Origin of the sequence: Nocardia stercoris, from assembly GCF_003696265.1 — a bacterium.
GTDB lineage: Bacteria > Actinomycetota > Actinomycetes > Mycobacteriales > Mycobacteriaceae > Nocardia > Nocardia stercoris.
This window is the reverse complement of record NZ_RFFH01000017.1, coordinates 1-24,443: the sequence shown is the minus strand read 5'-3', so window position 1 is coordinate 24,443 and position 24,443 is coordinate 1. Positions and strand designations below refer to the sequence as shown.

Below are 24,443 nucleotides of genomic sequence, written 5' to 3'. Positions count from 1 at the left end.
GTGCGAGGATGACCACCTCGCACGCCGTCGCGCGGTCACCGCTCGTGTGACTCCTCGAGGATGGTGCGGCCCAGCAGGTTGTAGCGCTCGGTGTCGGTGCGCCGCAGGTACAGTGCGCAGCCCAGTCCGGTGACGGCGATGGCGGCCACGATCCACGGGGTGGCGCCGAGGATCAGTGAGCCGGATTCGGTGCCGGCGGCGGTGCTCATGTTCATCACCAGCAGGCCGACCACCGCCAGCATGGCCACGCCACCGGACAGTGGGGCGACGACGGTCCGGAACCAGTGCCGGGTTTCGGGGTGATGGGAGCGGAAGTAGTTGAACACCGCGAACGAGCAGACCGCCTGCACGATCAGGATGGCCATGGTGCCCATGATCGCCAGCAGGGTGTACGTGCCCGAGTAGGGGTCCTTACCGGCGATGCCGAAGGCGGCGACCAGCACCGCCGCGAATACGGTCTGGACAAGACCGGCCATCCGCGGCGAACCGTATCCGGGGTGGGTGCTGCCGATGGTGCGCTGCAGTGCGGGCACCACACCCTCGCGGCCGAGCGCGTAAAGATAGCGGGATGCGCAGTTGTGGAAGGCCATTCCGCAGGCCAGCGAGCCGGTCACCATCAGCCACTGCATCGCGATCACCGCCCAGTGCCCGACATAGGCGGTGGTGGGGTCGAAGAACAGATCCATCGGGCTGTCGCCGCCGGAGATCTTGGCGGAGGCGTCGATACCGTTGCCGCTCATGGCCATCCAGGACACCAGCACGTAGAAGACGCCAACGCCGAGGACCGCGATCATGGTGGCCTTGGGGATCACCCGCTTGGGGTCCTTGGACTCCTCACCGTAGGAGGCGGTGGACTCGAAGCCGACCCACGACCAGAAGGCGAAGAACAGGCCCAGGCCCGCCGAGGGCCCGGTGAAGGCGTTGACCGGGTTGAGCGGAGCGAAGGAGAACCCGTCCGGGCCGCCGCCGTGCACGGCCACCGCGACGGCCATGACGGTGAGCACGGTGATCTCGGTGAGCAGCAGCACCACCAGCAGTTTCTCGGCGACCTTGACGCCGAACCAGGTGCCGACCGCGTTGATCGCCAAGATGATCACCGCGAATACCCACCACGGCACGTGCACACCGAACTGGGAGCCGATGGTGTTGGTGCCGAAGCTGGCGAAGATGCCGACCAGCGACGGCTCGAACACCATGTAGGCGAAGGTGGCCAGCAGACCGGACGCCAGCCCGACGGTACGGCCCAGGCCGTAGGAGATGAAGCCGTAGAAGGCGCCGGTGGCGGTGATGTGCTTGCTCATGGTGGTGTAGCCGACCGAGAAGACCGCCAGCACCGCCATGGCGATGAGGAACGCGGCCGGGGTGCCGGTGCCGGACCCGGAGGCGATCATGAACGGCACGTTGCCGGTCATCGCGGTGATCGGGGCGGCGGTCGCGATGGCCATGAACACCACGCCGAACAATCCGAGGGCGTTGGGCTTGAGGCGAGCGACCGTCGAGTCGGGCGGCGCGGTCGTGTGTGTCGTCGATGCCATCGCAAGTACTCCTCATCAGCTTCATCCGGTCGTGCGACCTGGGGCGATTGTGCGGAGGAGTTTGTTGCGACAGCGTGAATCCGGGTTACCGCCAACGTGCCCAAAATATGAGCTAGCCCACATTTCTGACGGTGTGACGTTCTCGCGCCGGTTGGTCTTACGTTTTGTCGGCTCCGCTGAGCTCGCGAATGAGTAGCGCCGTGTGCAGTGAGGTCCGCGACTCGCCGTCGTCGAGGTCGACGGCGAGGATACGTTCGATGCGGGCGAGCCGGTCGTAGAGAGTGGGGCGGCTGATGGCGAGGGTCTTGGCCAGTTCGGTCTTGTTGCCGGCCAGGTCCAGGAAGCGACGCAGGGTGCCAGTGAGGTCGGCGGCGTGCCGGATGTCGTATCGCAGCAGCGCGCTGAGTTCGGTCTCTGCGAAGCTCTGCACACCCGGCTCGTCCCGGATCAGCGAGACCAGGCCGCGCAGGTGGATATCGGCGCTGCGGAAGAACTTTCGTTCGTGATCGGCGCGCAACGAACGCGCGACGGCGGCGATGTCGGCCGCCGCGCCGAGCTGGCGGGCGGTATCGAGTAGGGACTCGGAGTCGATACCGACGCCGACCACCGCGCGCCGCACACCGTCCACTCGGCGCACCTCGGTCAGTACCGCCGCGCATACCGAGTCCAGTTGGTCGTCGACGTCGCGGTCGCGAGTCAGGGCGAGCACAATCGCCACCCGCTCCCCGGACCCGAGCGCGGCACCGCGCTGATCGATGCGCGCGGTATCGGCCCGATGCTCGGCCGAGCTCAACGCGGAGGCGTTGACGAGCCCGAGTCCGTGCGTGACCGCCTCCACCACTGCGGTCGAGTGACGTTGGGCGGCAACGGGATCAGGGTCGACATCGGCTTCGATAGCGACGGCGAGGGGCACGTAGCGGGCGCGGCGGGTGAGACCGAGGGCGGCGGCGCGGGCTTGGGCGTCGCGTTCGTCGGCGACGCGACCGTCGACCAGGTCTGCGATCAGCCCGGTCTGGGCTCGCCGGTGCAGGCCGAAGCGGTCCTTGTCGATCATCCGGTGCAGGGTGAGCGTCTGGGCGGCACGTTCGAGCACCATGCGGGCGCGGGGAATGTGCACTCGTTCGGAGCGCAGGATCAGCCGTCCCCAGCGCTGGGTGTGCGGGCCGACCGCGACGACGTCGTCTCCTTCCGGCAAGAGCCGCGAGACCGATTCCCAATTGTCGAGCAGCGCCGAGGAACTGATGTGGCGCGCGGTGGCCGCGAGCACGCGGTGCGCCAGATCCTCCAGCACGACCGAGGCGTCGAGCATGCTCGCCGCGGTGCGGACGATCTCGGTGAGCGCGGCACGGCGCACGCTGAGCTCGGTGAAGGTCTCGTGCACGGTGCGAGCGAATTCGAGTTCGGCGTACTGGTCGGCGACGATCTCCCGGTGCACCGCCTCGGTGATCTCCACGAACCGGGTCACCCGATGGAGTGCGATCACCGGCAGCCCGAGTGCGCGGGCGGTGTCGGCGACGGCCGGGCCGAGTTCGCGCACATAGCTGCCGAGTTCGACGATCAGGCCCGCGACCCCCGCGTCGGCGAGCGAGCGCAGATACCGGATCCGGTCCGGTGCGGGTGCGGCGAGCGCCTGTCCGGTGGTGAGGATCAGTTCCGCCCCGACCAGCACGTCGGCGATCTCGGCCAGGTCGCTGACATGCACCCAGCGCACCGCCCGATCGAGATTGGCCGCGCTGATCACCTCCGGGTGGCCGGCTTGGACCACCGGTGTCGCGAGCACGTCGGCTACCGTCAACAGCACCGACGGATCGTAATATAAATTCGCATGTTTCGTACGCTTCGTCGGTCGCGGTACGGTCGGTTGTGCCGCAGGGTTGAGGCAACCAATTCCCTGCGAGCGAAACGAGCGCCCCCTATGCGGACCATCGGCCATTGGATCGACGGCAAGCCGATCTCCGGGACGAGCGAGGCGACGGCCCCGGTCACCGACCCAGCGACCGGAGAGGTCACCGCACAGGTCGCATTGGCCGATGTGGCGGACACCCGCGCAGCCGTCGACGCCGCGACACTCGCCTTCGCGCAGTGGCGAGACACCTCACTGACCCGCCGCACCCAGGTCCTGTTCCGCTTCCGCGAACTGCTCAACGAGCGCAAGGTGGACCTGGCCGCGGTGATCACCGCCGAGCACGGCAAGGTCGCCGCCGACGCGCTCGGCGAGGTTACACGCGGGCTCGAAGTGGTCGAATTCGCGTGCGGCATACCGCATCTGCTCAAGGGCAGCGCCACCGAGAACGCGTCGACCGACGTCGACATCCACAGTATCCGCCAGCCGCTGGGCCCGGTCGCGATCATCGCGCCGTTCAACTTCCCGGCGATGGTGCCGATGTGGTTCTTCCCCTTGGCCATCGGCGCGGGCAACACCGTGGTGTTGAAGCCGAGCGAGAAGGATCCGTCGGCGGCGTTGTGGCTGGCGCAGCTGTGGCAGGAAGCCGGCCTGCCGGACGGGGTGTTCAATGTCGTCCAGGGCGACAAGGTCGCCGTCGACGAGCTGCTGGACAATCCCGGTATCAAGGCGGTGTCGTTCGTGGGGTCGACCGCGATCGCCGAGTACGTCTATCGGCGCGGCACCGCGGCCGGAAAGCGGGTGCAGGCACTCGGCGGGGCGAAGAATCACATGGTCGTGTTGCCCGACGCCGATCTGGACTCGGCCGCCGACGCAGCGGTGAACGCCGGCTTCGGGTCGGCCGGTGAGCGGTGCATGGCGATCAGCGTGGTGGTCGCGGTCGGCGGCGTCGCGGACGACCTGGTCGGCAGGATCGCCCAGCGGGCCACGACCATCGTGACCGGCGACGGCCGCTCCGGCGCGGACATGGGCCCGCTCGTCACCAAGGCACACCGGGACCGCGTCGTCGAGTACATCGACGCCGGCGAGGCCGCCGGTGCCAAGGTCGTGCTCGACGGCCGCGGCTTGGCCGTCGACGGCGCGCCGGACGGATTCTGGCTCGGACCGACCATTCTCGACGACGTCACACCGGACATGAGCGTCTACACCGACGAGATCTTCGGGCCGGTCCTGTCGGTCGTGCGGGTCGAGACCTATGAGGAGGCCGTCTCGTTGATCAACGCCAACCGCTACGGCAACGGCACCGCCATCTTCACCAACGACGGCGGCGCGGCACGCCGATTCCATCACGAGGTCGAGGTCGGCATGGTCGGCATCAACGTCCCGATCCCGGTTCCGATGGCCTACTTCAGCTTCGGCGGCTGGAAGAACTCGCTGTTCGGCGACTCGCACGCGCACGGCACCGACGGCGTGCACTTCTTCACCAGGACCAAGGCCGTCACCACCCGCTGGCTCGACCCGAGCCACGGCGGTCTGGAACTCGGCTTCCCGCAGAACACGTAGGAGCAGCGGCGATGACCATGACCCCCGAGACGATCCTGACCCCCGAGGCGGCTCGTGCCTACGAGCTGGACCGCCGCCACGTCTTCCACTCCTGGTCCGCGCAGGCCGCGCTGACCCCGACCGTCATCACCGCCGCCGAGGGCTGCTACGTCTGGGACGGCGCCGGCAACCGGCTGCTCGACTTCTCCTCCATGCTGGTCAACACCAATATCGGCCACCAGCATCCGAAGGTGATCGCCGCGATCGCCGAACAGGCGGCGAAACTCTGCACGGTCGCACCCCAATTCGCCAATGACGCACGCTCGGAGGCGGCCCGGCTGATCGCCGAACGCACCCCCGGCGACCTGGACACCATCTTCTTCACCAACGGCGGGGCCGACGCGGTCGAGCACGCCATCCGGATGGCACGGCTGCACACCGGCCGCTACAAAGTGCTCTCGCGATACCGCTCCTACCACGGCGGCACCGAGACGGCGGTGAACGTCACCGGCGACCCGCGCCGCTGGCCCAACGACCACGGCAACACCGGGACGGTCCACTTCTTCGGCCCGTTCCTCTACCGCTCGGAGTTCGACGCCGAGACCGAGGCACAGGAAACCGACAGGGCGCTCGCGCATTTGGCGCGCACCATCGAGATGGAGGGGCCCTCGACCATCGCGGCGATCGTGCTCGAATCGGTGCCCGGCACCGCGGGGATCATGGTGCCGACCACCGAGTACCTGGCCGGAGTGCGAGAACTGTGCGACACGCACGGCATCGTCTTCATCGCCGATGAGGTGATGGCCGGGTTCGGGCGGACCGGAAAGTGGTTCGCCATCGAGAATTTCGGCGTCATCCCGGACCTGATCACCTTCGCCAAGGGCGTCAACTCCGGTTATGTGCCGCTCGGCGGGGTCGCGATCAGCGCTGCGATCGCGGCCACCTTCGCCGACCGGGTCTACCCCGGCGGCCTGACCTACTCCGGACATCCCCTGGCGGCCGCGGCGGCGGTCGCCACGATCAATGCCATGACCGAGGAACGGATCGTCGAGAACGCCGCCGAGATCGGCGAACGGGTACTCGGGCCCGGGCTACGCGAGCTGGCCCAGCGGCATCCGAGCATCGGTGAGGTCCGCGGACTCGGCGTGTTCTGGGCGGTCGAACTCGTCCGGGACCGGGCCACCCGGGAACCGTTGGCACCCTACGGCGGCACGAGCCCGGCCATGAACGAACTGGTCGCGGCCTGCCGGGCCCGCGGCTTGCTACCGTTCGTCAACTTCAACCGCCTGCACGTCGTCCCCCCGTGCGTGATCACCGAGGCGGAAGCGAAGGAGGGTCTGGCCATCCTCGACCGGGCACTCATCGTCGCCGACGCCCACACCACCAGCTAGGAATCCGCATGCACGTGCCACTGCAATACATCGACGGAGTCCGGCGCGCGGGCGCCGGGGAGGTGCTGGCGATCGCCGAGCCGGCCACCGGCGCGGTGATCGCCACCGGAACCGCCGCGACCGCCACCGATGTCGACGCGGCGGTCGTAGCCGCGGTCGCCGCCTTCCCTGGCTGGTCGACCAGAACACCCGGCGAGCGATCGGTCGCAATGTACAGATGGGCCGACCTGCTCGCCGAGCGGGCCGGGGAGCTGGCCGCGGTAGAGAGCAGGGGCGCGGGCAAGCCGATCAAGCTGGCCACCGAGTTCGATGTGCCGGGCACCATCGACAATGTGCGGTTCTTCGCTTGCGCGGCAAGGAATTTGGATGGCAGAGCGAGCGCGGAGTACAGCGGTGAACACACCTCGTCGATTCGCCGCGAACCCGTCGGAGTGGTCGGGTCGATCGCGCCGTGGAACTACCCGCTGCAGATGGCGGGGTGGAAGGTCCTACCCGCCGTGGCGGCCGGGAACACGATCGTGCTCAAACCCTCCGAGCTGACCCCGTTCACCTCGCTGATCTTCGCCGAGACGGCAACTGCCGCAGGCATTCCCGCCGGGGTGATCAATATCGTCACCGGCACCGGACCCGAGGCGGGGGCCGCGCTCGTCGCCCACCCCGATGTGGCAATGGTGTCGTTCACCGGATCGACCGGGGTCGGCAAGCAGGTCGCGGCGACCGCGGCCGGCAGCGTGAAGCGGGTGCACCTCGAACTCGGCGGGAAGGCCCCGTTCGTCGTGTTCGACGACGCCGATATCGAGGCGGCCGCGCGCGGCGCGGTCGCGGGCGCGCTGATCAACGGCGGACAGGACTGCACCGCGGCGACCCGCGCCTACGTGCAGCGATCCCGCTTCGGCCAGTTCGTGGCGCGGGTGGCCGAACTGATGGACGGCGTGACGATCGGCCCGGTCGACGACCCGCACACCGACCTCGGCTCCCTCATCTCGCGGGCCCACCGCGACCGGGTCGCCGCGATGGTCGACCGCGCGGTGGCCGATGGCGCGAAAGTCGTTCGCGGCGGCCGCATCCCACCCGCTTTCCCACAGGGCGCCTACTACGAGCCGACCCTCATCGTCGACGCCGCCCAGGATTCGGCGATCGTCCAACAGGAGGTCTTCGGGCCCGTGCTGGTCTGCCTCCCCTTCGACACCGATGACGAGGCCATCGCCCTCGCCAACGACACCCCCTACGGCCTGGCCGCCTCCGCCTGGTCGACCAGCGTCTTCCGCACCGCCCGCGCCGCACGCGAGATCAAGGCCGGCTGCGTCTGGCTCAACGATCACATCCCCATCGTCAGCGAAATGCCCCACGGCGGCTACAAAGCCTCCGGCTTCGGCAAGGACATGTCCGCATACTCCTTCGACGAATACACCAACATCAAACACGTCATGCACGAACTCACCGGCGCCCCGGCCAAGAGTTGGCACGCAATCGTCATGGGCGATCGGTGAGCCCGCCGTTCCATGTGATACACCGCACCGATCGCTCTGCGCAGCAACATATCTCCACTGCGCTGCTCGTGGTCGCTGCGCAGCGGACGAATCCGAGATCTCTCAACCGCTCGGCATCGTCGGCCCTCGACCCGCTGAACTGGTCGGGCCGGCGGCAGTAGTCGCCGCGGTGATCGGCGCAGTCTCGCGCGAAGTGCTCGCAGGCCCTGCGAGCCGCGACGATCGTGACCACCGTCGGCCGGGCTGTGGCGAGCACCGGGGCGGTGGCCGCCGCCGCGTCCGGCCGGCGGCGGCCCGCTCGGTTACTTGCCGATCGCGGCCAGCACCTCCGATGCGGCGCGGGCTCCTTCCTGGGCCCCGCCCTCCATGTAGCCCTGGAAGTTGTACGAGGTGTGCTCGCCACTGAAATGCAGGTTCCCCTGGGCGGTTCCCTCATAGCCGGCGCAGGTGGTGAGGTAGCCGATCGGCCAGTAGGAGTAGGCGCCGTAGGAGTAAGGGTTGAGGTGCCAGGCGGACAGTTTCGCCTGACCTGTCCAGATCGCGGCGGTTCCGGGGAACACCTGGTCGATCTGACCCAGATACGTCGTCGCGAGATTGTGGGTGTAGGCGGTCGAACTGTCGGTAAAGGCGCTGGGCGGGGTGAGGTTGCGAGCCAGGGTGCCGCCGCCGTACTGCACGAGGATGCCGTCGCTGCCGGACTGACCCCGGGTGACATCCCACACCTGCTGGAACTGCTGATCGGAGAACATCTCGCCGTTGGAGACGCCGGGCCACGGTCCGGTGCCGGCCCACGGGCGCCCGGTGAACTGCATGTTCAGTTTGGTGCAGGCGCCCATCTTCATGTTCTTCAGCACCCCCTGCATCCCGCTGTCCAGACCCGCTTTCGAGAAGTCGATGTGCTGCTGCAGGATCGGCAGGGGCACCGCCAGGATGGTGTGGTCGGCGACGACGGTCTTGGTGCCGCCGCCGTCGATGCCGAAGGTGAGTGTCTGGGTACCGTCGGCGTTGCGAGCCACCGCGTTCAGTGTCCAGCCCAGCTGTACCGTCCCGGCCGGCAGTGTGGCCGCGATGGCGTGCGGAACCTGGTCGTTGCCACCGGTGATGTGATACCGCTCGTCGGAACCGCCCCACAGATTGAAGCTGCCCGGATTGGCTTGCGACGACAGCATTTCGAGCAGGTCGTAAGAGGACTGCACGGTGGTGTCGGCGCCGTACTCGACCGCGTACCCGACGTCGAGGAACTGCCCGAGCTTGCTGCCGTAGCCGCCCGGGACCCGAGTATTGATCCAGTCCCGGATCGACATGTTGTCCAGTGCCACCGCCGCGGCGTTGTGGCTGTTCCAGGTCGGCGCGGATCCACCGGCTTGAATGTCGGCCTGGATCGCCTTCCAGACCGGCTGGAAGTCCGAGTCCGCTTGGCTGCGCGGATAATAGGCGCCGTCGAACCAGAGGATCTGCTCGGCCTGCGAGCCATAGACATGGCGCACCGGCGTCGTCGACAATCCGAAACGCTGACAGAGTTGGAGCATGGTGTGGTGGCCGGTGTCGAGCAGTTCGCCGCCGTACTCCGATACCTGTCCCTGGGTCCAGTAGCCGGGATTGACCGCGCCACCCTGGGAATACATCCGGCCGCCGATGCGCGACGGGTTGGCCTCGTACACCGTGCTCGCGAGGCCCTTGTCGGCGAGGGTCAGCGCCGCGTTGAGTCCGGCGATGCCGGCACCGATGATCGCGATCCGGGGTGACGGGCGGGCCGTCTGCGCATCAGCGTAAGCCTGCCGGTTGCCCACGGCGCCGACGCTTACCGCGGCGGTCGCGACACCGACCGCGGCGGCCCGGGTGAGCAATTGGCGCCGGCTGATGCCACCGGGTTGGGCCACGGCCTCGGCCCGCATCTCGCGAAACTCCTGCGGGCTCATGCCGAGCCGCTCGGCAACGGCGTGGTCGGCGGCGAGCCGGCGCAGCGACTCGATGACGGTCGAACGTGCCATGGTTTGTATCCTCACGAAAGTAGTTGTGACAGAGCGGTTCTCAGGAGTCAGCTGGGATTCGTTCAGACCCGACCAGGAAACAAACCGATAGGTTTATTTCAGGTCGGATATCGACTACCTTCATGCGGCAAATCGCTAGCTTCTACTGATTGCGAAAAGTATTCCGCCGGTTCGAGTTTCGGAACAAGCGGCGAACCGTCGCCGTTTTTCCGAAACAGGCGACATAGTGTCGTGAATTTACTGCGGCGTAACTCACACAACTCTCGGTGACCCGTAGGTTTCGGGCCATGAACGACAGCGCGGAACCGCTCGAAGCACCGGAGCCCTCGGTCGAGATCTCGGTGCGGGACGCGCTGGACCTGCCGGCCCTGCGCCGCGGCCTACCCGAAGTACTCGCCGCGGCACAACATCTCGATCGTCCGATCCGATGGGTCCACACGGGCGAGGTGCCGAACATCGCGACCCTGCTGCGCGGTGGTGAACTGCTGCTCACCACCGGTATGGGCATCGGCGATCGCCCCGCCGACCAGCGGCGGTTCATCGCGAACCTGGCGGAGCGGGGCATCGCCGGGCTCGTGGTCGAGCTCGGAGTCCGTTTCACGGTGCTGCCCGAACCACTCATCGAAGCGGCGACCGCGCACCGGATGCCGCTGATCCAGCTCCACCGTGAGGTGCCCTTCGTCGCGGTGACCGAAGCCATCCACACCGAGATCGTCAACGGTCACCTGCGGCTGCTACGTAGCGCCGAGGACGCGTACCGCCGGTTCACCGACGCCGTGCTCGCCGACGAAGGCATCCCCGAACTGCTTCGGATGCTCGCCGACCACATCGACAATCCGGTCGTCCTGTGGAACCCCGACGGCCGCGTCCTGTCGTACGCCCGACAGTCTGAGCTGGGCCGGTCCGAACCCGCGAGCTCGCCGCTGGCAATGGTGGAGCAGGCCGCGGCGGGACCGGCCCTGCGCACCCCGATCCCCATGGGTTCGCCCGGGCGCCTGGGACATCTCGTCGTGTTTCCGGTCGATTCCGCGCTGACGCCGCTGGACAGGATGGTGACCGACCGCGCGGCGTCGCTGATCGCGTTGGCGATGTTGCGGTCGCGGCAGGAGGAGGACCTGATCGCGCGCACGCGCAGCGACTTCCTCGCCGATCTGGCGGGCGGGCGCGTTCCGGTCGAGGACGCCGCACGCCAGGCCGGTGCGCTCGGACTCGCCGCGCGGGCGATGGTGATACCCGTGGTGGCCCGGATACCGTCGTCGCAACGGCCGTTGATCGGCGACCCCAGCGGCGCGGGCGCGCGGTGGCGGGCCATCGACAAGGCGATCACCGCGGAGTTCACCCGGCTGGGTATGTCCGTACTGGTCGGCAGCCGCCCCTCGACCGGCCAGATCCTCGTCCTGACCGGCGTGTACGACGGTGATCAGCGCACCAGTGCGGTCGAGCGGATCGCCGGTGCGCTCCAGACCGGCGCGAGGAAAGCCGGCATCACCGACCAGCTGCTCATCGTCGCCGGCCAGATCGAGACGTGGGCGACCGCGGCGGCGGGACTACGGCACGCCACCGAGGTGGCCGTGGCCGCCCGGCCCACGGACCGGCCGTGGTCGGACGCGCGAAGCCTGGACGCCGACCTACTACTGTGGCTGCTGCGAGACCATGACGGCCTCGCCGAGTTCGTCGCGCGCCACCTCACCCCGCTGCTCGACCCGCGCCACCGGACCCTGCTGCTCACACTGGAGGCGTACTGTCACTACGCCGGACACAAAACCGAAGCGGCGCACCATCTTCGAATCAACCGACAGACACTCTATGCCCGCATCGCCCGGATCCAGACGCTGCTCGACACCGATCTGTCCGACCACGAGACGGTCATGAACCTGCGCCTCGCCCTGCGTGCCCGTCGGCATGTGCGGCATTGATCCGGCCGAGCCAGTGTCATGACGATTCTCCTACGGCAGCGAGGAGCAGGGCGGTGAAGGTGTCGACATCCTGGTCGCTTTGCGCGGTGATCAGCGTGCCGTCGATGTGGGTGCGGTCGGCGGTCCAGGTGGCCCCCGCATTGGTGAGATCGGTTGCGAGACTGGGCCATGCGGCCAGAGTGCGACCAGCCACCAAGCCGGCGTCGATGAGGGTCCATGGGCCGTGGCAGATGGCCGCGATCGTCGTGCCGGCCGCATCGGCGTTCCGCAGCAACCGGTGTGCGGCCGGCACGCGGCGCAGGATATCGGGATTGGCGACACCGCCGGGCAGGACGACCGCAGCGTAGTCTGCCGCATCGGCGGCATCGAGTGTCACGTCCACCGGATAGCGGTCCATCCGGTCGAGGTGACGATAGGTCTGGACGTGTCCCCGGTCCGGCGCGAGCAGGACGGCGCGCCCACCGGAGGCGCACACCGCACGCCACGGGTGGGTGAGTTCGCTCTGCTCGACGCCGTCGTTGGCGACCAGGAATGCGATCGTACGATCGGTGAGAGTGCCTGACATGGTGGCTCTTTCGATGAGGGTGCCGGTGGCCGCGGCCGGTAGCCGCGGCCACCGCGATGGAACGGGTCAGCGCGCAGCCGTGGGCTCGGCTGCTGCGGCGACCGCCGCGATGAGCGCGTCACCGGTGTAGGCCACGCCACCGATACCCCACCCGCCGTCGAGCGCGTTGAGGACATTGACCCAGGTGTTCGCGCGTTCGTGGCCCGCGACGGTGAGATCGTCGACGATGTCGGTGGCCGCGGCGACGAACGCGGCCCGGCTTGCGGGATCGGGCAGGCCGATGTTCGGCAGTTTCAGCTCGACCATCACCACCGGCCGGTTTCCATCGCCCGTGTAGATGTGCTCAGGTGCCAGCACGTGCACAGTACCGCCGACGATCGAAGTGAAGAACGTATTTCCGGTCGCCCCACTGATGTCGATAAGCGCTGCAATCAGCCGCGGCAGGATTTCCTTCTCGCCCGCGGTGGTGAGCACGCCGCGGGGAGCGGTAACGGTGATGGGCATGATTTCTCCTGTCGTCATCTAGCTAGTACGTACGTACTAGCTAGATGAGTGTGCAGTAGGATGGACGTACTAGTCAACCTCTGGAGATGCGATGCCGAACGACACCAGGGCCCGGATGATCGACGCCGCCGTCTGCGCGCTGCAGCGCCGGGGCCTCGCCGGGATGTCCTTCACCGAGATCCTCCAGGCCAGCGGGGCCGCCCGCGGAGCGATCTACCACCACTTTCCCGGCGGCAAAGCCGAACTGGTCGCCGAGGCCGCAACCCGCAACGGCCAGGCTGTGCGAGACCACTTGGCCGCGCTGCCGGGGGCCACGCCCGCCGCGATCGTCGACAACTTCCTCGCTGCGGTGCGCCCGGTGGTCGCCGCTTCCGCCACCGGTGGCGGCTGCGCTGTCGCCGCCATCACCGTCGAACCGGACGGCGACACGTTGCGCCGCATCGCCGACACCGCCTTCACCTCCTGGACAGCTGCGCTGGCCGAGCGGCTCGCCGCCACCGGTGTCGAACCCGACGAGGCCCAGGACCTCGCCACCGCCCTCATCGGCCTGCTCGAAGGCGCCCACATCCTGTGCCGCGCGGCGGGCACCCTCGAACCCTTCGAGCACGCCGCGCGGGCGGTGGCGGGACTGGTCCGGTCCCGCACCTGAGCTCGGCTGCTCCGTGTTCGCGCGACGAGGGAGCCTCCCACCGGGCACCCGGACTCGATCCTGGCCGGGACCAAGCCAAGACACCAGTCTCGAGTAGCCGATGAGCGAGTGGGTGTGCCTCACCATCCGCCGTCGAAAAGGGCCGAGAGGCCGGGTGCCGGGTCCGCTGCGTTGGTCGTGTTCGCCACCACGACGGCGATTGCGATCAGCGACAACAACGCTGACAGAACACCGAATGACGCCAACACGCACCTCGTTCGCCTGTCGGACTTCACAGTGTCGGCAAACCCCTTCCAGAACACCACGCTCACAACGACGAGAACGATCGCCACCATCGCAGCAACCACAGCCATCGCCACGTGATATCGAGAGAAGTCGGTGATCATCACGTCGAGGGCAGGCGGGGTTCGGCCACCCGCACTCGGGGAGTCGGCCAGCCGATGCTCGACTTGGTCGAGCGTATCGGCGAGCTCTCCGTCGTTTGCGCCGCCAGTCAGCATCGGCAACAGCGAGGCGAAGGGCGCCACCGCGCCCTGGATGTTGGCCATCGCCGTCATCAAGGAAAGTAGCGCGAATGTCGTGGCAAGAATGCCGGCCGACGCGAGGCCGAACCTCATGCCGACGCCGAGACCGCTGGCCTTCAGGAATGCTTTCCAGAGAAGAACATTGAGTGCGACGAGCACGATCAGCAAGACTGCCGCGATCACGGCCTTGGCGGCGTGGTAGCGGAACCAGTAATCGACAATCCTCTGCAAGCTCGGAGAGAATCCGGATTCGCCGGACCTCCAATACTCGACGAACGCCGTACGGAATGCTTCACGGAGGTCGCTCTCATCGCCGAAGGTATCGCCCGGCCCACTCGCGGCCAGTATGCGCGGGGCGATGACGAAGGCGACGCCGAGGGCCGCAGCAAGGGCGACGAGCGTTGCGAGTACGCGATCGGCGATACCTGTGGACAGCGACGGGGCTGGGGAACTGGACAAGGAGATATCCTCCGGTTCTATCGAGTGCGCGGACAGCGCGCGAATCTGCCGAGGCGTCTTGCTGACAGCGCGGTGTCCGGCCAGTGCCGGCTCAGCCCGGAATTTGCCCGGACCTCTGCACGACTCCCGATGAACTCCTCACCGCCGCTGCGGGCGGCCACCGTGCCCGATGGAACGCTTGCCCGAAGCTAGGTCGCGACCCGAACCAGCGCCTGGTCACCGGCGGAGTGGCCGAGAGAATCGTTCAAGTTCTCGAACCGGTCCAGGTCGACGGTTCTCGAACCGAGCGGCCCCAAGGCGCGGGGCCCGCTGTCATGCCGAGCAGCGCTACCGCGGTACCGGCGCAGAGTCCGGCGAGGATCCTTCGTGATCGCATGCGCCGAAGCTATCGACTTCCAACCGAACCCGGCATCCGGGAAACCCCCGACCTCAGCCCTGAACCTGGCACCATGCCGTTCCGGGCGATGCAGACTCCACGATACGCGAATCACGTACACCAGCAACTGATTTCGGCCGACCACAACCTCCGTCATGGGACTGTCGCGTTCGCCGTCCGGCGTCGGCCACCTGCCGGTCGGAGTTCCCCTACGACATGGCCCACGCAACTTTGCCGGATCGTCGGATGCATTGCGGCAGCTGCCGGGTCGTTGTCGTTCAACTGCCGGTCTCACATTCCCGCGCTGCCGATGAATCGGTGTACCGAGCGAATACAGCTGGCGCCGTCACCGACCGCGGCGGCCACCCGCTTCATGGAGCCGGCCCGGACGTCGCCGATGGCGAAGATGCCCGGTTCGCTGGTCTCGAACGGCAGTGGGCCACGGCCGATCTCGGTCCAGATGTCGTCCGGCAGGGCCGGACCCAGAGCCGAGTCTGTGCGGATGAAGCCGTCGGCATCGGTCAGGATTCCCGACAGCCATTCGGTTTTCGGGTCGGCGCCGATGAAGCAGAACAGTCCGACGCAGGGCAGTTGCTGCGCTTCGCCACTGGCTCGGTTTGTCACCGTGATCTGTTCGAGGCGTTCGTCGCCCGCCAGCGCGGTCACTTCGCTGCCGAGTAGCACCGTGATCGCGGGGTCGGCGATGATCCGGCGGGCAAGGTACGCGGACATGCCGGTGAACAGGTCCGCGGCCCGTACGACCAGGCTGACCGGACTTCCCTGGCCGGCCAGGAACAGTGCCGCCTGCCCGGCCGAGTTCGCACCGCCGACGACGGCCACCGGTGCGGTGGCACAGGCGCGGGCCTCGATTCCGGTTGCGGCATAGTAGATTCCACGCCTTTCGAAGTCGCCCCGCCGGGGGAGGTTCAGTGTGCGGTACCGGGCGCCGGTTGCCAGCACGACGGCCCGGGTGGCGGCCACCGCGCCGTCGTTCAGCGTGACCTCGAAGTAGCTGCCGACGCGCTTCACCGAGCAGATCGTGCACGGGCTGTTCACTCGCGCACCGAATTTCAGTGCCTGCACGGTGGCCCGGCCGGTCAGCTCGGTGCCACTGATCCCGTGTTCGAAGCCGAGATAGTTCTCGATCCGGGAGCTGGCGGCGGCCTGGCCGCCGACCCCGACTGCCTCGAAGACCACAGTGGTCAACCCTTCGGAAGCGCCGTACACCGCGGCCGCCAGCCCTGCCGGTCCGGCGCCCACCACGACCACGTCCACCACCTCGTCGCTGGGTGCCGTGGGGGAGTAGGTCAGGCCGAGTTCGTGGGCGACCGTCGCAGGCGTCGCCTCGGTGATCACAACCGTCGGCAGCACAACGGTCGGGAGCTGGTCCGCGGCGATGTGGGCGGCGTCGGCGAGGGCCCGGCCGGCGTCGGTGTCGATGTCGAACCAGGTGTGCGCGATGCGGTTCCGCGCCGCCCAGGTCCGCAGCGCCAGTGATTCGCGGGACAGCGCGCTACCGAGAATGCGGACGCTGAGAGCGCCCTCGCCCGATTGCAGGTCGGCGCGACGGGCCAGGAACGCGGTGAGGATCAGGTCGGAGAGTTCGGTGTCCTCGTCCATCAGCCGGCGGAAGTCGCGGGGCGGGATCCGGATGATGCCGCCGCCGTGGACGATTCGCGTCGACAGGTACACCGATTGGCCGGTGAGCAGGTTCAGCTCGCCGAGGAACTGCCCCGGGGTGCACGTGGCGATGATCGCCTCGGGCTGGCCGGTGGTGGCTTCGCGGTAGATCTGTGCGGAAGCGGTTGTGAGCGCGATGAAGTCGTAGGTCGGCTGGCCGGTCCGGAAGAGCACCTCGCCGGACCGGACGGTGTCGTCCGACCCGTAGCGGCGGAGTCGATCGAGCTGTTCGCCGGTCAGGACCGGGAATCGTTGCGTCGCTGGGTCCTCCGGAGCATTCGGTGTCGTCATGGTCCCTCTCTGCCGTCGCGTGTCGCTGATGATTCTTCGGCACGCCGCCGGTCTCGGCCATCACTTGCGGGTTGGTTCGGGAATCTCCGGTCCAGGCGTGCGAGCATCGCTGTGATCGTCCGGATGGGGCGGAGTGTGGACCGCCGCTGCGGCAGCCGCGGCGATAAGGGCAGCGGCAGCCGCGACGAGCAGCGCGGCGCGGGGACCGGTGGTGTCGCAGATCCAGCCGGTGAGGATGCTGCCGATCGGCGTGGTGCCGAGGAACACGAACACCCACAGGGCCATGATCCGGCCACGGTAGCGGGGGTCGGCGTGCAATTGGATCGCGGTGGAAGCCAGTGTGACGAAACAGAAGCCACTCACGCCGGTCGCGACCAGCGCCAGGCACGCCGTCGTCGCGTTCGGCGCGACCGCGGTGGCGGCGAGGCAGAACCCGAACGCCGTCGCGGCGGCGACCAGATAGATGCGCCGTGGATGCCGGATCAGCCCGACACCCAGGGAACCCACCACCGACCCGACGCTCAGGACGGTCGACAGCAAGCCGTAGCCACCGCCCCCGGCGTGAAATGTGCGTTCCGCCAGGACCGGCAGCACGACCGGGAAGTTGAACGACAGCAGTCCGACCAGGCCCATCATAGCCAGCGGCAGCCACAGCTGCTGTCGGCTGCGGGCGTACCGCAGCGCCTCCGCCAATCCGCCCGGCGAGTGTCCGCCCGCGATGTCGTCGATCGGCCGGACCAGGAACAGCACGGCAATGACCGCGACGTAGGAGACCGCGTTGATGGCGAAACATGGTGTGGTTCCCACGGTGGCGATCAGCACGCCGGCGATCGCGGGGCCGACGACCCGGGCGCCGTTCATGACCACGCCGTTCAGGCTCACCGCGCTGGACAGGTCACCCGGGGGCACGAGCCGGCCGACGATCGCCTGCCGGGCTGGTGCGTCGACGATCTGCACAACCCCTCCGAGCAACATCACCGCGACGACCAACGGCACACTCACCGTACCCAGCACCGCCGGTATCCACAGCGCGAGAGCGAGTGCCGCGGAGATCGCTTGCGTGCCGATCAGTAACCGGCGCAGGTCGAAACGGTCGACAAGCACTCCACCCCACGGGCCGAGCAGCAGCGGGGGGATGCCACCGGTTGCCAACACCAGTCCCAGCGCGGACGGTGATCCGGTCAGCTGCAACACCATCCAGCCGATCGCGGTTGCCTGCACGAATGTGCCGCTGGCCGAAGCGATCTGTCCAGCGAAGTACCAGCGGAACGGCTGTGCCCGCAATGCCCGGAAAGCGGCTGCCCGGGGCTTCCGAACCGGCGGTCCCGCGGCCTCGGGCACCACCTGAAGTCCCTCGCGATCCATTCCGACATTCCCTTCACCCAGCGACGATCGGCGTGCCGATGATCCACTGGTTTGTCGGCTACGCCGAGCGGCTCCGCGGCAGTTTCCGCCGAGCGTACGTCCCCTGAGGTGGGGAGCACGACGGCGACGGTACGGCAGGCAACCGAGGTCCGGTGCCGGTCCGGCCCGAGGACGCGATCCGGCGCTCGGGCCGATCACGGGCGTGGGATGTTGCGCAAGTTCAGCCGGGCGATGTCGGCGACTTCGCCGACGCCGCCGATCCTGTGCCTGGGCACCGCCCTCGGGCTGCAGAACGCCACCGCCCGCGCCTTGGCGATCCCGGACCTGACCACGGCGGTGCTTACCCTCACCCTCACCGGAATCGCCGCGGCCGGTGGCGAGGTCGCGCGTCGGCCGTGGCGCCGGCTGGTGTGCCGCCCGGCAGCCGGGCGAGCGAACTGGTCAACTTGCCCCATGTGGTCCCGTTGCGTGCGGTCGAGCTGGACAAGCTGGTCGACTCGTTCGGTGACATCGCAGCGGTTCTGAACTCGGGCAGACCCTCGGAGCGTGCCCGCATCTACGATGCGCTCGACCTGCAGATCCGTAAGTCGCACACAGGAATGGCGGCCGATGTGGCCGCCATTGCTCGTGTGGTTGACACTGGTGTCCGGAGGGGGACACATCCGCTATACACACGGATCGACCTGCGGAAATGATGGCCACACAGGCCCCAACCAGCCTGTAGGCCCCGCCGCTGGGCCAATGAGTCGGTTCAGGACCTCGCTGCGATACCCGGTCGAGAGCTGACCGGGTATCGCAGCGACGGGGATGACTCAGGTCGAAGCGGCGTTCGGTCGAATCAAGGAGCCTGGACCGCTGCGGTGACGATGAGCAGGGCCCGCCGGTATGCCTGGGGCGGCTGGAGCTTCAGCGGTAGGAGCCGTCTTGAATGTCGGAGACCGCGGTGGGGCCTTGGGGCTGCCAGGGCAGGAGGTCGCGGGTGGACCGGGCGCTGACGGATTGATCGAGGGCCAAGGCGTCGGCGAAGGGTGCGCCCAGTTCGGCCTCGGCCTGGTCGAGGTCCCACAGCCGCGGGGCGGCCGTCACTCCCGCTGCCCGGCCCACGGCGATCGCAAGGTCACGGACCGGGACGGCGGATTCGGTGACGCCGTGCCAGATCGTTCCGGCGGGCGCCTTCTCGATGACCGTGGCGAACAGGTCGGTGAGATCGTCGATGTGAACCATCGGCCAGCGCACCGACTCGTCGGCGATGATCACCGGGGCGCCGTGTTTGCGGGCCAGATCGACCAGCAGCGAAGGGATTCCGCCGTTGCGGCCGTGAATGATTCCGGGGCGGATGACGGTCGCGCGAACGCCGGATCGGGCGAGGGCAAGCACCTGGTCTTCGATCATGGGCCGATAGCTCACGATCGGGATGGGATTGGTCGGTGAGTGCTCATCGGCTGTCTCACCTGCGGTGGCGCCCAGTACCCAGACCCCGCTGGTGTAGACGAAGGCTCGGCCGGTGCCTCGCAGCGGGCGGGTCAGCGCGTCGATGGCCGCGGCGTCGGTGTCGGCGTCGCCGCTGGGTGTGGCCACGTCGATGACCACGTCGATGTCCGGTGTCACCGCGGCCAGGAGTGAGTGCGGATCGGTCAGGTCTCCGATCCGCAGCTCGTAACGGTCGTTCGGCTCGGTCCCTCCGGGTCGGACCAGTGCTACGACCTCGTGGCCGAGTTTCGATAGTCGTTCCGCGACAGCCGAACCCAGGTAACCGGTGGCGCCGACGACGAGAATGCGCATGATATTTCATTCCTCCAGAACAGATTTCGACAGGATGATCAGTAGTCGTGAAGTTCGCGCAGGGCCGTGCCGGTGACCGCGCCGGGGACCACCGCGGCCCGGTCGGCGCCGATGCATGCCTCGATCGTGTTCATCGTGAACGGCCTCCGAGCATGACGGCGGCGACGGCGGCGGCGGCGAAGGCCGCGCCGGCGATCAGCACACCGCTGACGGATGTCGCATCGACGACAATGCCTCCGATCAACGCGCCGAGCGCAACGGCGAGGTTGTAGAGGGAGGTGTTCAGGGCTGTGGCGGCCTCGGCATTGCCGGGCGCGGCCCGCAGGATCCAGGACTGCACGCCGACGGGGATCGCGCCGAACGCCACGCCCCAGACGAGCAGGATCGCGATGCCACCGACCGGCGTGGTGCCGACGATCCGGAACAGTGCCAATGCGGCCGTCAGGAGCGTCGCCGCCCAGACGAGTGCACGACGGGGGTCACGCGCCGCGGCCGAGCCGCCCACGAAGGTGCCCAGAACTCCGGCGACGCCGAATCCCAGCTGGGCCGGTCCGATGGCCGCGCCGCTGAGGCCCGAAAGATCCTGCAGCGCTGGGCGGATGAAGGTGAAGGCCGCCCAATGGGCGCCGACGAGCAGGAAGGTCGCGATCACGCCCGCTCGGACGGCCGGGATGCGCAACTGCCGCAGCAGCTCTCGAAGGGACACCGCGGTTTCGGCGGGTAGTCGCGGCAGTAGCGCACCCAGGGCTACGGTCACCACGGCGCCGAATCCGGCCACGACGAGGAACGCCACCCGCCAGCTGCTCGAGTTGCCGATGAGTGTCGCGGCCGGAACGCCCAATACGTTCGCCACCGTCGCCCCGCCGAAGGCCAACGACGTCGCCCGCGGAATATGGTGCGGTGGAACCAATCTGATCGCACAGGAGGCTGCCAGCGCCCAGAATCCGCCGATGGCGACACCGACGACCGCACGCGCCGCGAGCAGGATGCCGAAGTCGGGTGCCGAGGCCGAGACCACGGTCGCGGCCAGCATGAGTCCCAGCAGACCGAGCAGCACCAGCCGCCGGTCGAGCTGCCCGATCGCGATGGGCAGCACCGGCGCGGCGACCGAGGCCACCAGCCCGGGCAAGGTGACAGTCAGGGCGACCGCGCCCGCCGACACGCCGAAGGTGTGGCCGAGGGGCGTCAGCAGGCCCACCGGCATCGCCTCGACGGTGACCATCGCGAAGGTAGCGGTGGCCACCGCGGCCACCGCGAGCCAGTTCCGGACCGAGGCGGGGGAATCGTGCCGAACCTGGGCCGACACTGTGGAGTCGAAAGTCATAGCCGCAGGTCCTGTTCCTGGACAGGCGATTCGGCGCCGAGATACCGGTCCAGCCAGCGCAGTGCGTGGCCGGCGGCCGCGCTCACATACGGGTCCTGGTCGTAGAGCTCGATGTGATTGTGAGTGTCGAGCCAGACGAGTTCCTTCGCGCCCTGGGCGGCGTCGTATACCCGCTGGGCGTGTTCGGGCAGCAGCGCAGTGTCGGTGGTGCCGTGGATGATCTGCAGCGGGGTCGGCGCCACGAGCGGGGCATGGATTACCGAGTTGTAGCCGAAGTACGACTCGAGCGAGTCGGCGGTCAGCGTGCGCGACCAATTCGGTGCCTCGTCGCGGCCGGTGCGGTCGTAGTAGCTGAAGGCCTCCGGATTCGGCATGACCGCCACCGGAACCCGGTCCGTGAGTGCCTCCGCGATCGTGGGGATGTAGGCGATCTCACCGGTTTCGTACTGCCGCTGTACCAGATCGTTGACCTGCCGGAGATAGGCGGCGAACCCCTCGACGCCCAGGAACTGCTGGAAAGTGCCGCCGATGTCGTAGCCGCCGGCAATGGAAACCACAGCCTTGAGCCGTTTGTCGCGCGCGCCCAGCGACACCGCGTACCCGCCACCCATGCACACGCCCACGGCCGCGACGTTCTCCGGATCGATGTCGGAGCGGGTGATCAGATAGCTTACGGCGCAGGAGTAGTCGGCGATGACCTGGTTCGGGTCGTAGCGAAAGCGCGGTGCCCCTTCGCTCTCACCGAAATTGCGTGGATCGAAGGTCAGCACCGTGTAGCCCGCGGCGCTGAATCGCTCGGCGTAGTGCGGTAGCGTTTGTTCCTTGACACTGCTGATCGGCCCGCACATCACCACACCTGGCGTGGGCTCGCCGACGGCGACGGTGGGCGGGCGGTACAGATGGCCCGCGAGCGTGACCCCGTCGCCGCGGAATGACACCGCTGCACGCCGCGCTGGATCGGCGCGCAGCAGATTCGCCGGGTTCGCCGGCAGGGAGTACTGGCTCGGGTCGGCTATCTCGCCCATGCCGACGGTCGTCGGCCGGATGCGGATCGACGAGGTCGCGGACGCCGGCTGCTGCTCGAGTCTCATGGTTTCCTTTCAGACGGACGCAGCCAAGGATGGCCGCGCCCGCTGATACCGCCCTGTCAGCGATTACCAGTCCGCTGTCCGGAGTCGTCGAGCCATCATGGCATCGACCCAGGATCGGCTGGACATCATCGAGACCTGCACTCGCATGGCCTGGTACGCCGATCACCGGGAATGTGAGCGGCTGGGCGAGATCTTCGCCGACGCGACCGTCCTGGACTACACCAGCCTCAACGGCGGCGAACCGGTGACCGTGTCACCTGAACAGATCGGCAGCGCCTGGGCGCAGGCGCTGGGCCGATTCGAGGCTACCCAGCACCTGATCACCAACCATCTGGTGACCGTCGCCGGCGACGCTGCCGTCTGCACTGCGGCCTTTCAGGCCACGCATCGCAAGGGCACGCCGCTCGGGGCATCGCTGTGGACCCTGGGCGGGATCTACCGTTTCGAGCTGACCCGCACCGGCGAGACATGGAAGATCGCGGCGGTCGTCATGACCGCGACCTGGGGTGACGGCAACCAGGGGCTCGTCGGGTAGCCGCTCATGCACCTACAGCTCCTCAGGCACGGTCTCGATCATCGGCGATGACGGGAACATGGTGGCCGGCGGCACTTCTCACCCCGGCCCGCGACGCCCCGAACCGGGCCGGCGCTGGTGCGCCAAGACCGTCGCCGAGCGATGCATCCGATCGCTGACCGCGGAGATGAAAAGGCGCAGTAGACGATCGAGCGCGACTGCGGCGACGAGCGGATTGTCCACGGCGGCAGCCTGAACCGGCCTAGCGCGGATCGCGGCGCTCACCCGGTAGGTGATCAACCCGCGGCGGTCGCGCGGATCCTCGATCTCGAGGACGTCAGCTGCGCGTTGGGCGCGGACAATGCCGCGCTGACTGCCGAGCGCGGACTGCTCTGCGAGAAACAGCCCGGGGGATCGTCAAAGCCGCTGTGCTGCCCCGGGACTCGGGTCTTCCTACCGGGGGAGAAACCGTCGGGGTCAGGTGCTCTGGCACGAACCGGCTTCGGATGCGTTGGACACGGGCGGGACATGCGGTTGACTGGTGCGGTGATCGACTACGACGTTGTGCGTGTTTTCTGCGGACCCGATGGGAAGTTCGGGAATGAGCTCGGTGTGGTTCGCGATGGTGCGGCGGTCGCGGACGATGCCGAGCGGCTCCACCTGGCGCGCACGCTGGGGTTCGCTGAGACGGTGTTCGTGGATGACGAGACCAGCGGTGTCATCGACATTTGGACTCCGTCGATGCGGTTGCCGTTTGCGGGCCATCCCTGCGTGGGTGCCGCCTGGCTGCTCGACACCGCAGAGCTCACCACCCGCGCCGGCCGCGTCCGTGCTCGCCGCGATGGTGAATTCACCTGGATTGCAGCGCAATCCGGCTGGGCACCGCCGCGCACACTGAAGAAGTTCGGCTCGGCCGGCGAGGTGGATGCACTAGAGGTTCCACCGCCGGGTGAATGGGTTTACGCGTGGGCCTGGCAGAACGAGGTCGCCGGTGAGGTGAGGGCCCGTGCATTCCCTGGCCGCGGCGACGGCATCGACGAGGACGAAGCAACCGGTGCTGCCGCCATTCTCTTGACCGCCGCACTGGACCGCGCACTGGTTATCCGACAGGGTCGCGGCTCGCAGATCGCAACGAGTCCGCGCCCGGGCGGATGGATCGAGATCGGCGGGCGTGTTCGGCCCGCATAGTCGGCATGAGCGATGGACCTCCATAGCCGCTGTCCTGCGCTTCGCGGCCAAAGCACAATCTCGGCACCGACCTCGAGCACGACCGCTGGACGGCGACCGAACCCGAGCGGGATATATCCACGCTCGATTGCGGCTTCTGACTGCCGAGCAAGGTGGCCCTTATCGGAACCGATCTCGATCGCTGTCGTGACGAGCTCTCCGCTGCGGGGCCGGTGCCACAAGGGCCACATCGCGGGGATGACGTCCACCGACATCGTGGCCGGGCTCGTCCTGACCGGCTGCGACATCGCTTGCGGCTAGGCAGTGTTTCGAAGTGAATGATGGGTTGGCACCGCTGTGCGGTGCCAACCCATCAGCATGTTCAGCGAAAGTTGCTGTCCACGTTGGCATGTAGGCGAGGTCTCCGGTAGTTGGTTCAGCTGT

At 68.0% G+C, this 24,443-nt stretch carries 20 protein-coding genes; 8 read left to right on the top strand and 12 right to left on the bottom strand.

The genetic code is table 11. The features are described from left to right. Window positions 1-35: 35 nt before the first annotated feature. Together EBN03_RS27605 and EBN03_RS27600 are read right to left on the bottom strand one after the other, a co-directional pair. Window positions 36-1,535 carry an APC family permease gene (locus tag EBN03_RS27605; protein ID WP_122191080.1) on the bottom strand — a complete coding sequence of 500 codons (1,500 nt, stop codon included), beginning with the start codon at window positions 1,533-1,535 and terminating at the stop codon, window positions 36-38. A 157-nt stretch (window positions 1,536-1,692) separates the two neighbouring features. Next, on the bottom strand, window positions 1,693-3,336 hold the full coding sequence (locus EBN03_RS27600; protein WP_122191079.1) for a PucR family transcriptional regulator: 1,644 nt from the start codon (window positions 3,334-3,336) through the stop codon (window positions 1,693-1,695). 114 nt (window positions 3,337-3,450) lie between these two features. Here EBN03_RS27600 and EBN03_RS27595 point away from each other — a divergent pair, with 114 nt between their 5' ends. From EBN03_RS27595 to EBN03_RS27585, 3 genes are read left to right on the top strand one after another with little or no spacing between them, the layout of a single operon-like run. Continuing rightward, entirely contained in the window at window positions 3,451-4,941 is a 1,491-nt protein-coding gene (locus EBN03_RS27595) for a CoA-acylating methylmalonate-semialdehyde dehydrogenase (RefSeq protein WP_122191078.1), read from the top strand. An 11-nt stretch (window positions 4,942-4,952) separates the two neighbouring features. Then, entirely contained in the window at window positions 4,953-6,311 is a 1,359-nt protein-coding gene (locus EBN03_RS27590) for an aspartate aminotransferase family protein (protein ID WP_122191077.1), read from the top strand. 8 nt (window positions 6,312-6,319) lie between these two features. Further along, entirely contained in the window at window positions 6,320-7,801 is a 1,482-nt protein-coding gene (locus EBN03_RS27585) for an aminobutyraldehyde dehydrogenase (RefSeq protein WP_122191076.1), read from the top strand. A gap of 302 nt (window positions 7,802-8,103) precedes the next feature. Here EBN03_RS27585 and EBN03_RS27580 read toward each other — a convergent pair whose 3' ends face one another. Further along, window positions 8,104-9,792: a flavin monoamine oxidase family protein gene (locus EBN03_RS27580; RefSeq protein WP_122191075.1), complete on the bottom strand. Its 1,689-nt coding sequence runs from the start codon at window positions 9,790-9,792 to the stop codon at window positions 8,104-8,106. Between the two features lie 287 nt (window positions 9,793-10,079). Between EBN03_RS27580 and EBN03_RS27575 the strand changes: the two genes are divergently transcribed. Next, window positions 10,080-11,708, top strand: coding sequence for a PucR family transcriptional regulator (locus tag EBN03_RS27575; RefSeq protein WP_122191074.1), 1,629 nt, complete (start codon window positions 10,080-10,082; stop codon window positions 11,706-11,708). Between the two features lie 16 nt (window positions 11,709-11,724). On the opposite strand, the gene EBN03_RS27570 is transcribed toward EBN03_RS27575, so the two are convergent. Together EBN03_RS27570 and EBN03_RS27565 are read right to left on the bottom strand one after the other, a co-directional pair. Beyond that, window positions 11,725-12,273 carry a DJ-1/PfpI family protein gene (locus EBN03_RS27570; RefSeq protein ID WP_122191073.1) on the bottom strand — a complete coding sequence of 183 codons (549 nt, stop codon included), beginning with the start codon at window positions 12,271-12,273 and terminating at the stop codon, window positions 11,725-11,727. A gap of 66 nt (window positions 12,274-12,339) precedes the next feature. After that, on the bottom strand, window positions 12,340-12,747 hold the full coding sequence (locus EBN03_RS27565) for a hypothetical protein (RefSeq protein ID WP_233608687.1): 408 nt from the start codon (window positions 12,745-12,747) through the stop codon (window positions 12,340-12,342). A 121-nt stretch (window positions 12,748-12,868) separates the two neighbouring features. Here EBN03_RS27565 and EBN03_RS27560 point away from each other — a divergent pair, with 121 nt between their 5' ends. Then, window positions 12,869-13,426 carry a TetR/AcrR family transcriptional regulator gene (locus tag EBN03_RS27560; protein WP_122191071.1) on the top strand — a complete coding sequence of 186 codons (558 nt, stop codon included), beginning with the start codon at window positions 12,869-12,871 and terminating at the stop codon, window positions 13,424-13,426. Window positions 13,427-13,545: 119 nt separating this feature from the next. On the opposite strand, the gene EBN03_RS27555 is transcribed toward EBN03_RS27560, so the two are convergent. The 4 genes from EBN03_RS27555 to EBN03_RS27540 form a co-directional block, all read right to left on the bottom strand. Further along, window positions 13,546-14,409 carry a hypothetical protein gene (locus EBN03_RS27555; protein WP_199742987.1) on the bottom strand — a complete coding sequence of 288 codons (864 nt, stop codon included), beginning with the start codon at window positions 14,407-14,409 and terminating at the stop codon, window positions 13,546-13,548. A 188-nt stretch (window positions 14,410-14,597) separates the two neighbouring features. Then, complete coding sequence (locus EBN03_RS35895) at window positions 14,598-14,942, bottom strand: diguanylate cyclase domain-containing protein (RefSeq protein ID WP_407671248.1); 345 nt, start codon at window positions 14,940-14,942, stop codon at window positions 14,598-14,600. A gap of 134 nt (window positions 14,943-15,076) precedes the next feature. Continuing rightward, window positions 15,077-16,756 carry an FAD-dependent oxidoreductase gene (locus EBN03_RS27545; protein WP_122191070.1) on the bottom strand — a complete coding sequence of 560 codons (1,680 nt, stop codon included), beginning with the start codon at window positions 16,754-16,756 and terminating at the stop codon, window positions 15,077-15,079. Between the two features lie 60 nt (window positions 16,757-16,816). Beyond that, window positions 16,817-18,121, bottom strand: coding sequence for an MFS transporter (locus EBN03_RS27540; RefSeq protein WP_122191069.1), 1,305 nt, complete (start codon window positions 18,119-18,121; stop codon window positions 16,817-16,819). Window positions 18,122-18,328: 207 nt separating this feature from the next. Here EBN03_RS27540 and EBN03_RS27535 point away from each other — a divergent pair, with 207 nt between their 5' ends. Beyond that, the gene (locus tag EBN03_RS27535; RefSeq protein ID WP_122191068.1) at window positions 18,329-18,646 is read left to right on the top strand and encodes a DUF1275 family protein; all 318 of its coding nucleotides are present in this window, start codon (window positions 18,329-18,331) and stop codon (window positions 18,644-18,646) included. A gap of 381 nt (window positions 18,647-19,027) precedes the next feature. Here EBN03_RS27535 and EBN03_RS27530 read toward each other — a convergent pair whose 3' ends face one another. The 3 genes from EBN03_RS27530 to EBN03_RS27520 all read right to left on the bottom strand — a co-directional run bounded on the left by EBN03_RS27530 (window position 19,028) and on the right by EBN03_RS27520 (window position 22,318). After that, on the bottom strand, window positions 19,028-19,903 hold the full coding sequence (locus EBN03_RS27530; RefSeq protein ID WP_122191067.1) for an NAD-dependent epimerase/dehydratase family protein: 876 nt from the start codon (window positions 19,901-19,903) through the stop codon (window positions 19,028-19,030). Between the two features lie 130 nt (window positions 19,904-20,033). Beyond that, complete coding sequence (locus EBN03_RS27525) at window positions 20,034-21,227, bottom strand: MFS transporter (protein WP_122191066.1); 1,194 nt, start codon at window positions 21,225-21,227, stop codon at window positions 20,034-20,036. Further along, window positions 21,224-22,318: an alpha/beta hydrolase gene (locus EBN03_RS27520; protein WP_122191065.1), complete on the bottom strand. Its 1,095-nt coding sequence runs from the start codon at window positions 22,316-22,318 to the stop codon at window positions 21,224-21,226. The genes EBN03_RS27525 and EBN03_RS27520 overlap by 4 nt, the downstream gene beginning before the upstream one ends. A 97-nt stretch (window positions 22,319-22,415) precedes the next feature. On the opposite strand from EBN03_RS27520, the gene EBN03_RS27515 reads away from it, so the two are divergent. After that, window positions 22,416-22,853, top strand: coding sequence for a nuclear transport factor 2 family protein (locus EBN03_RS27515; RefSeq protein ID WP_122191064.1), 438 nt, complete (start codon window positions 22,416-22,418; stop codon window positions 22,851-22,853). Between the two features lie 525 nt (window positions 22,854-23,378). Continuing rightward, window positions 23,379-24,020, top strand: coding sequence for a PhzF family phenazine biosynthesis protein (locus EBN03_RS27505; protein WP_122191181.1), 642 nt, complete (start codon window positions 23,379-23,381; stop codon window positions 24,018-24,020). The last annotated feature ends 423 nt before the right edge of the window (window positions 24,021-24,443 follow it).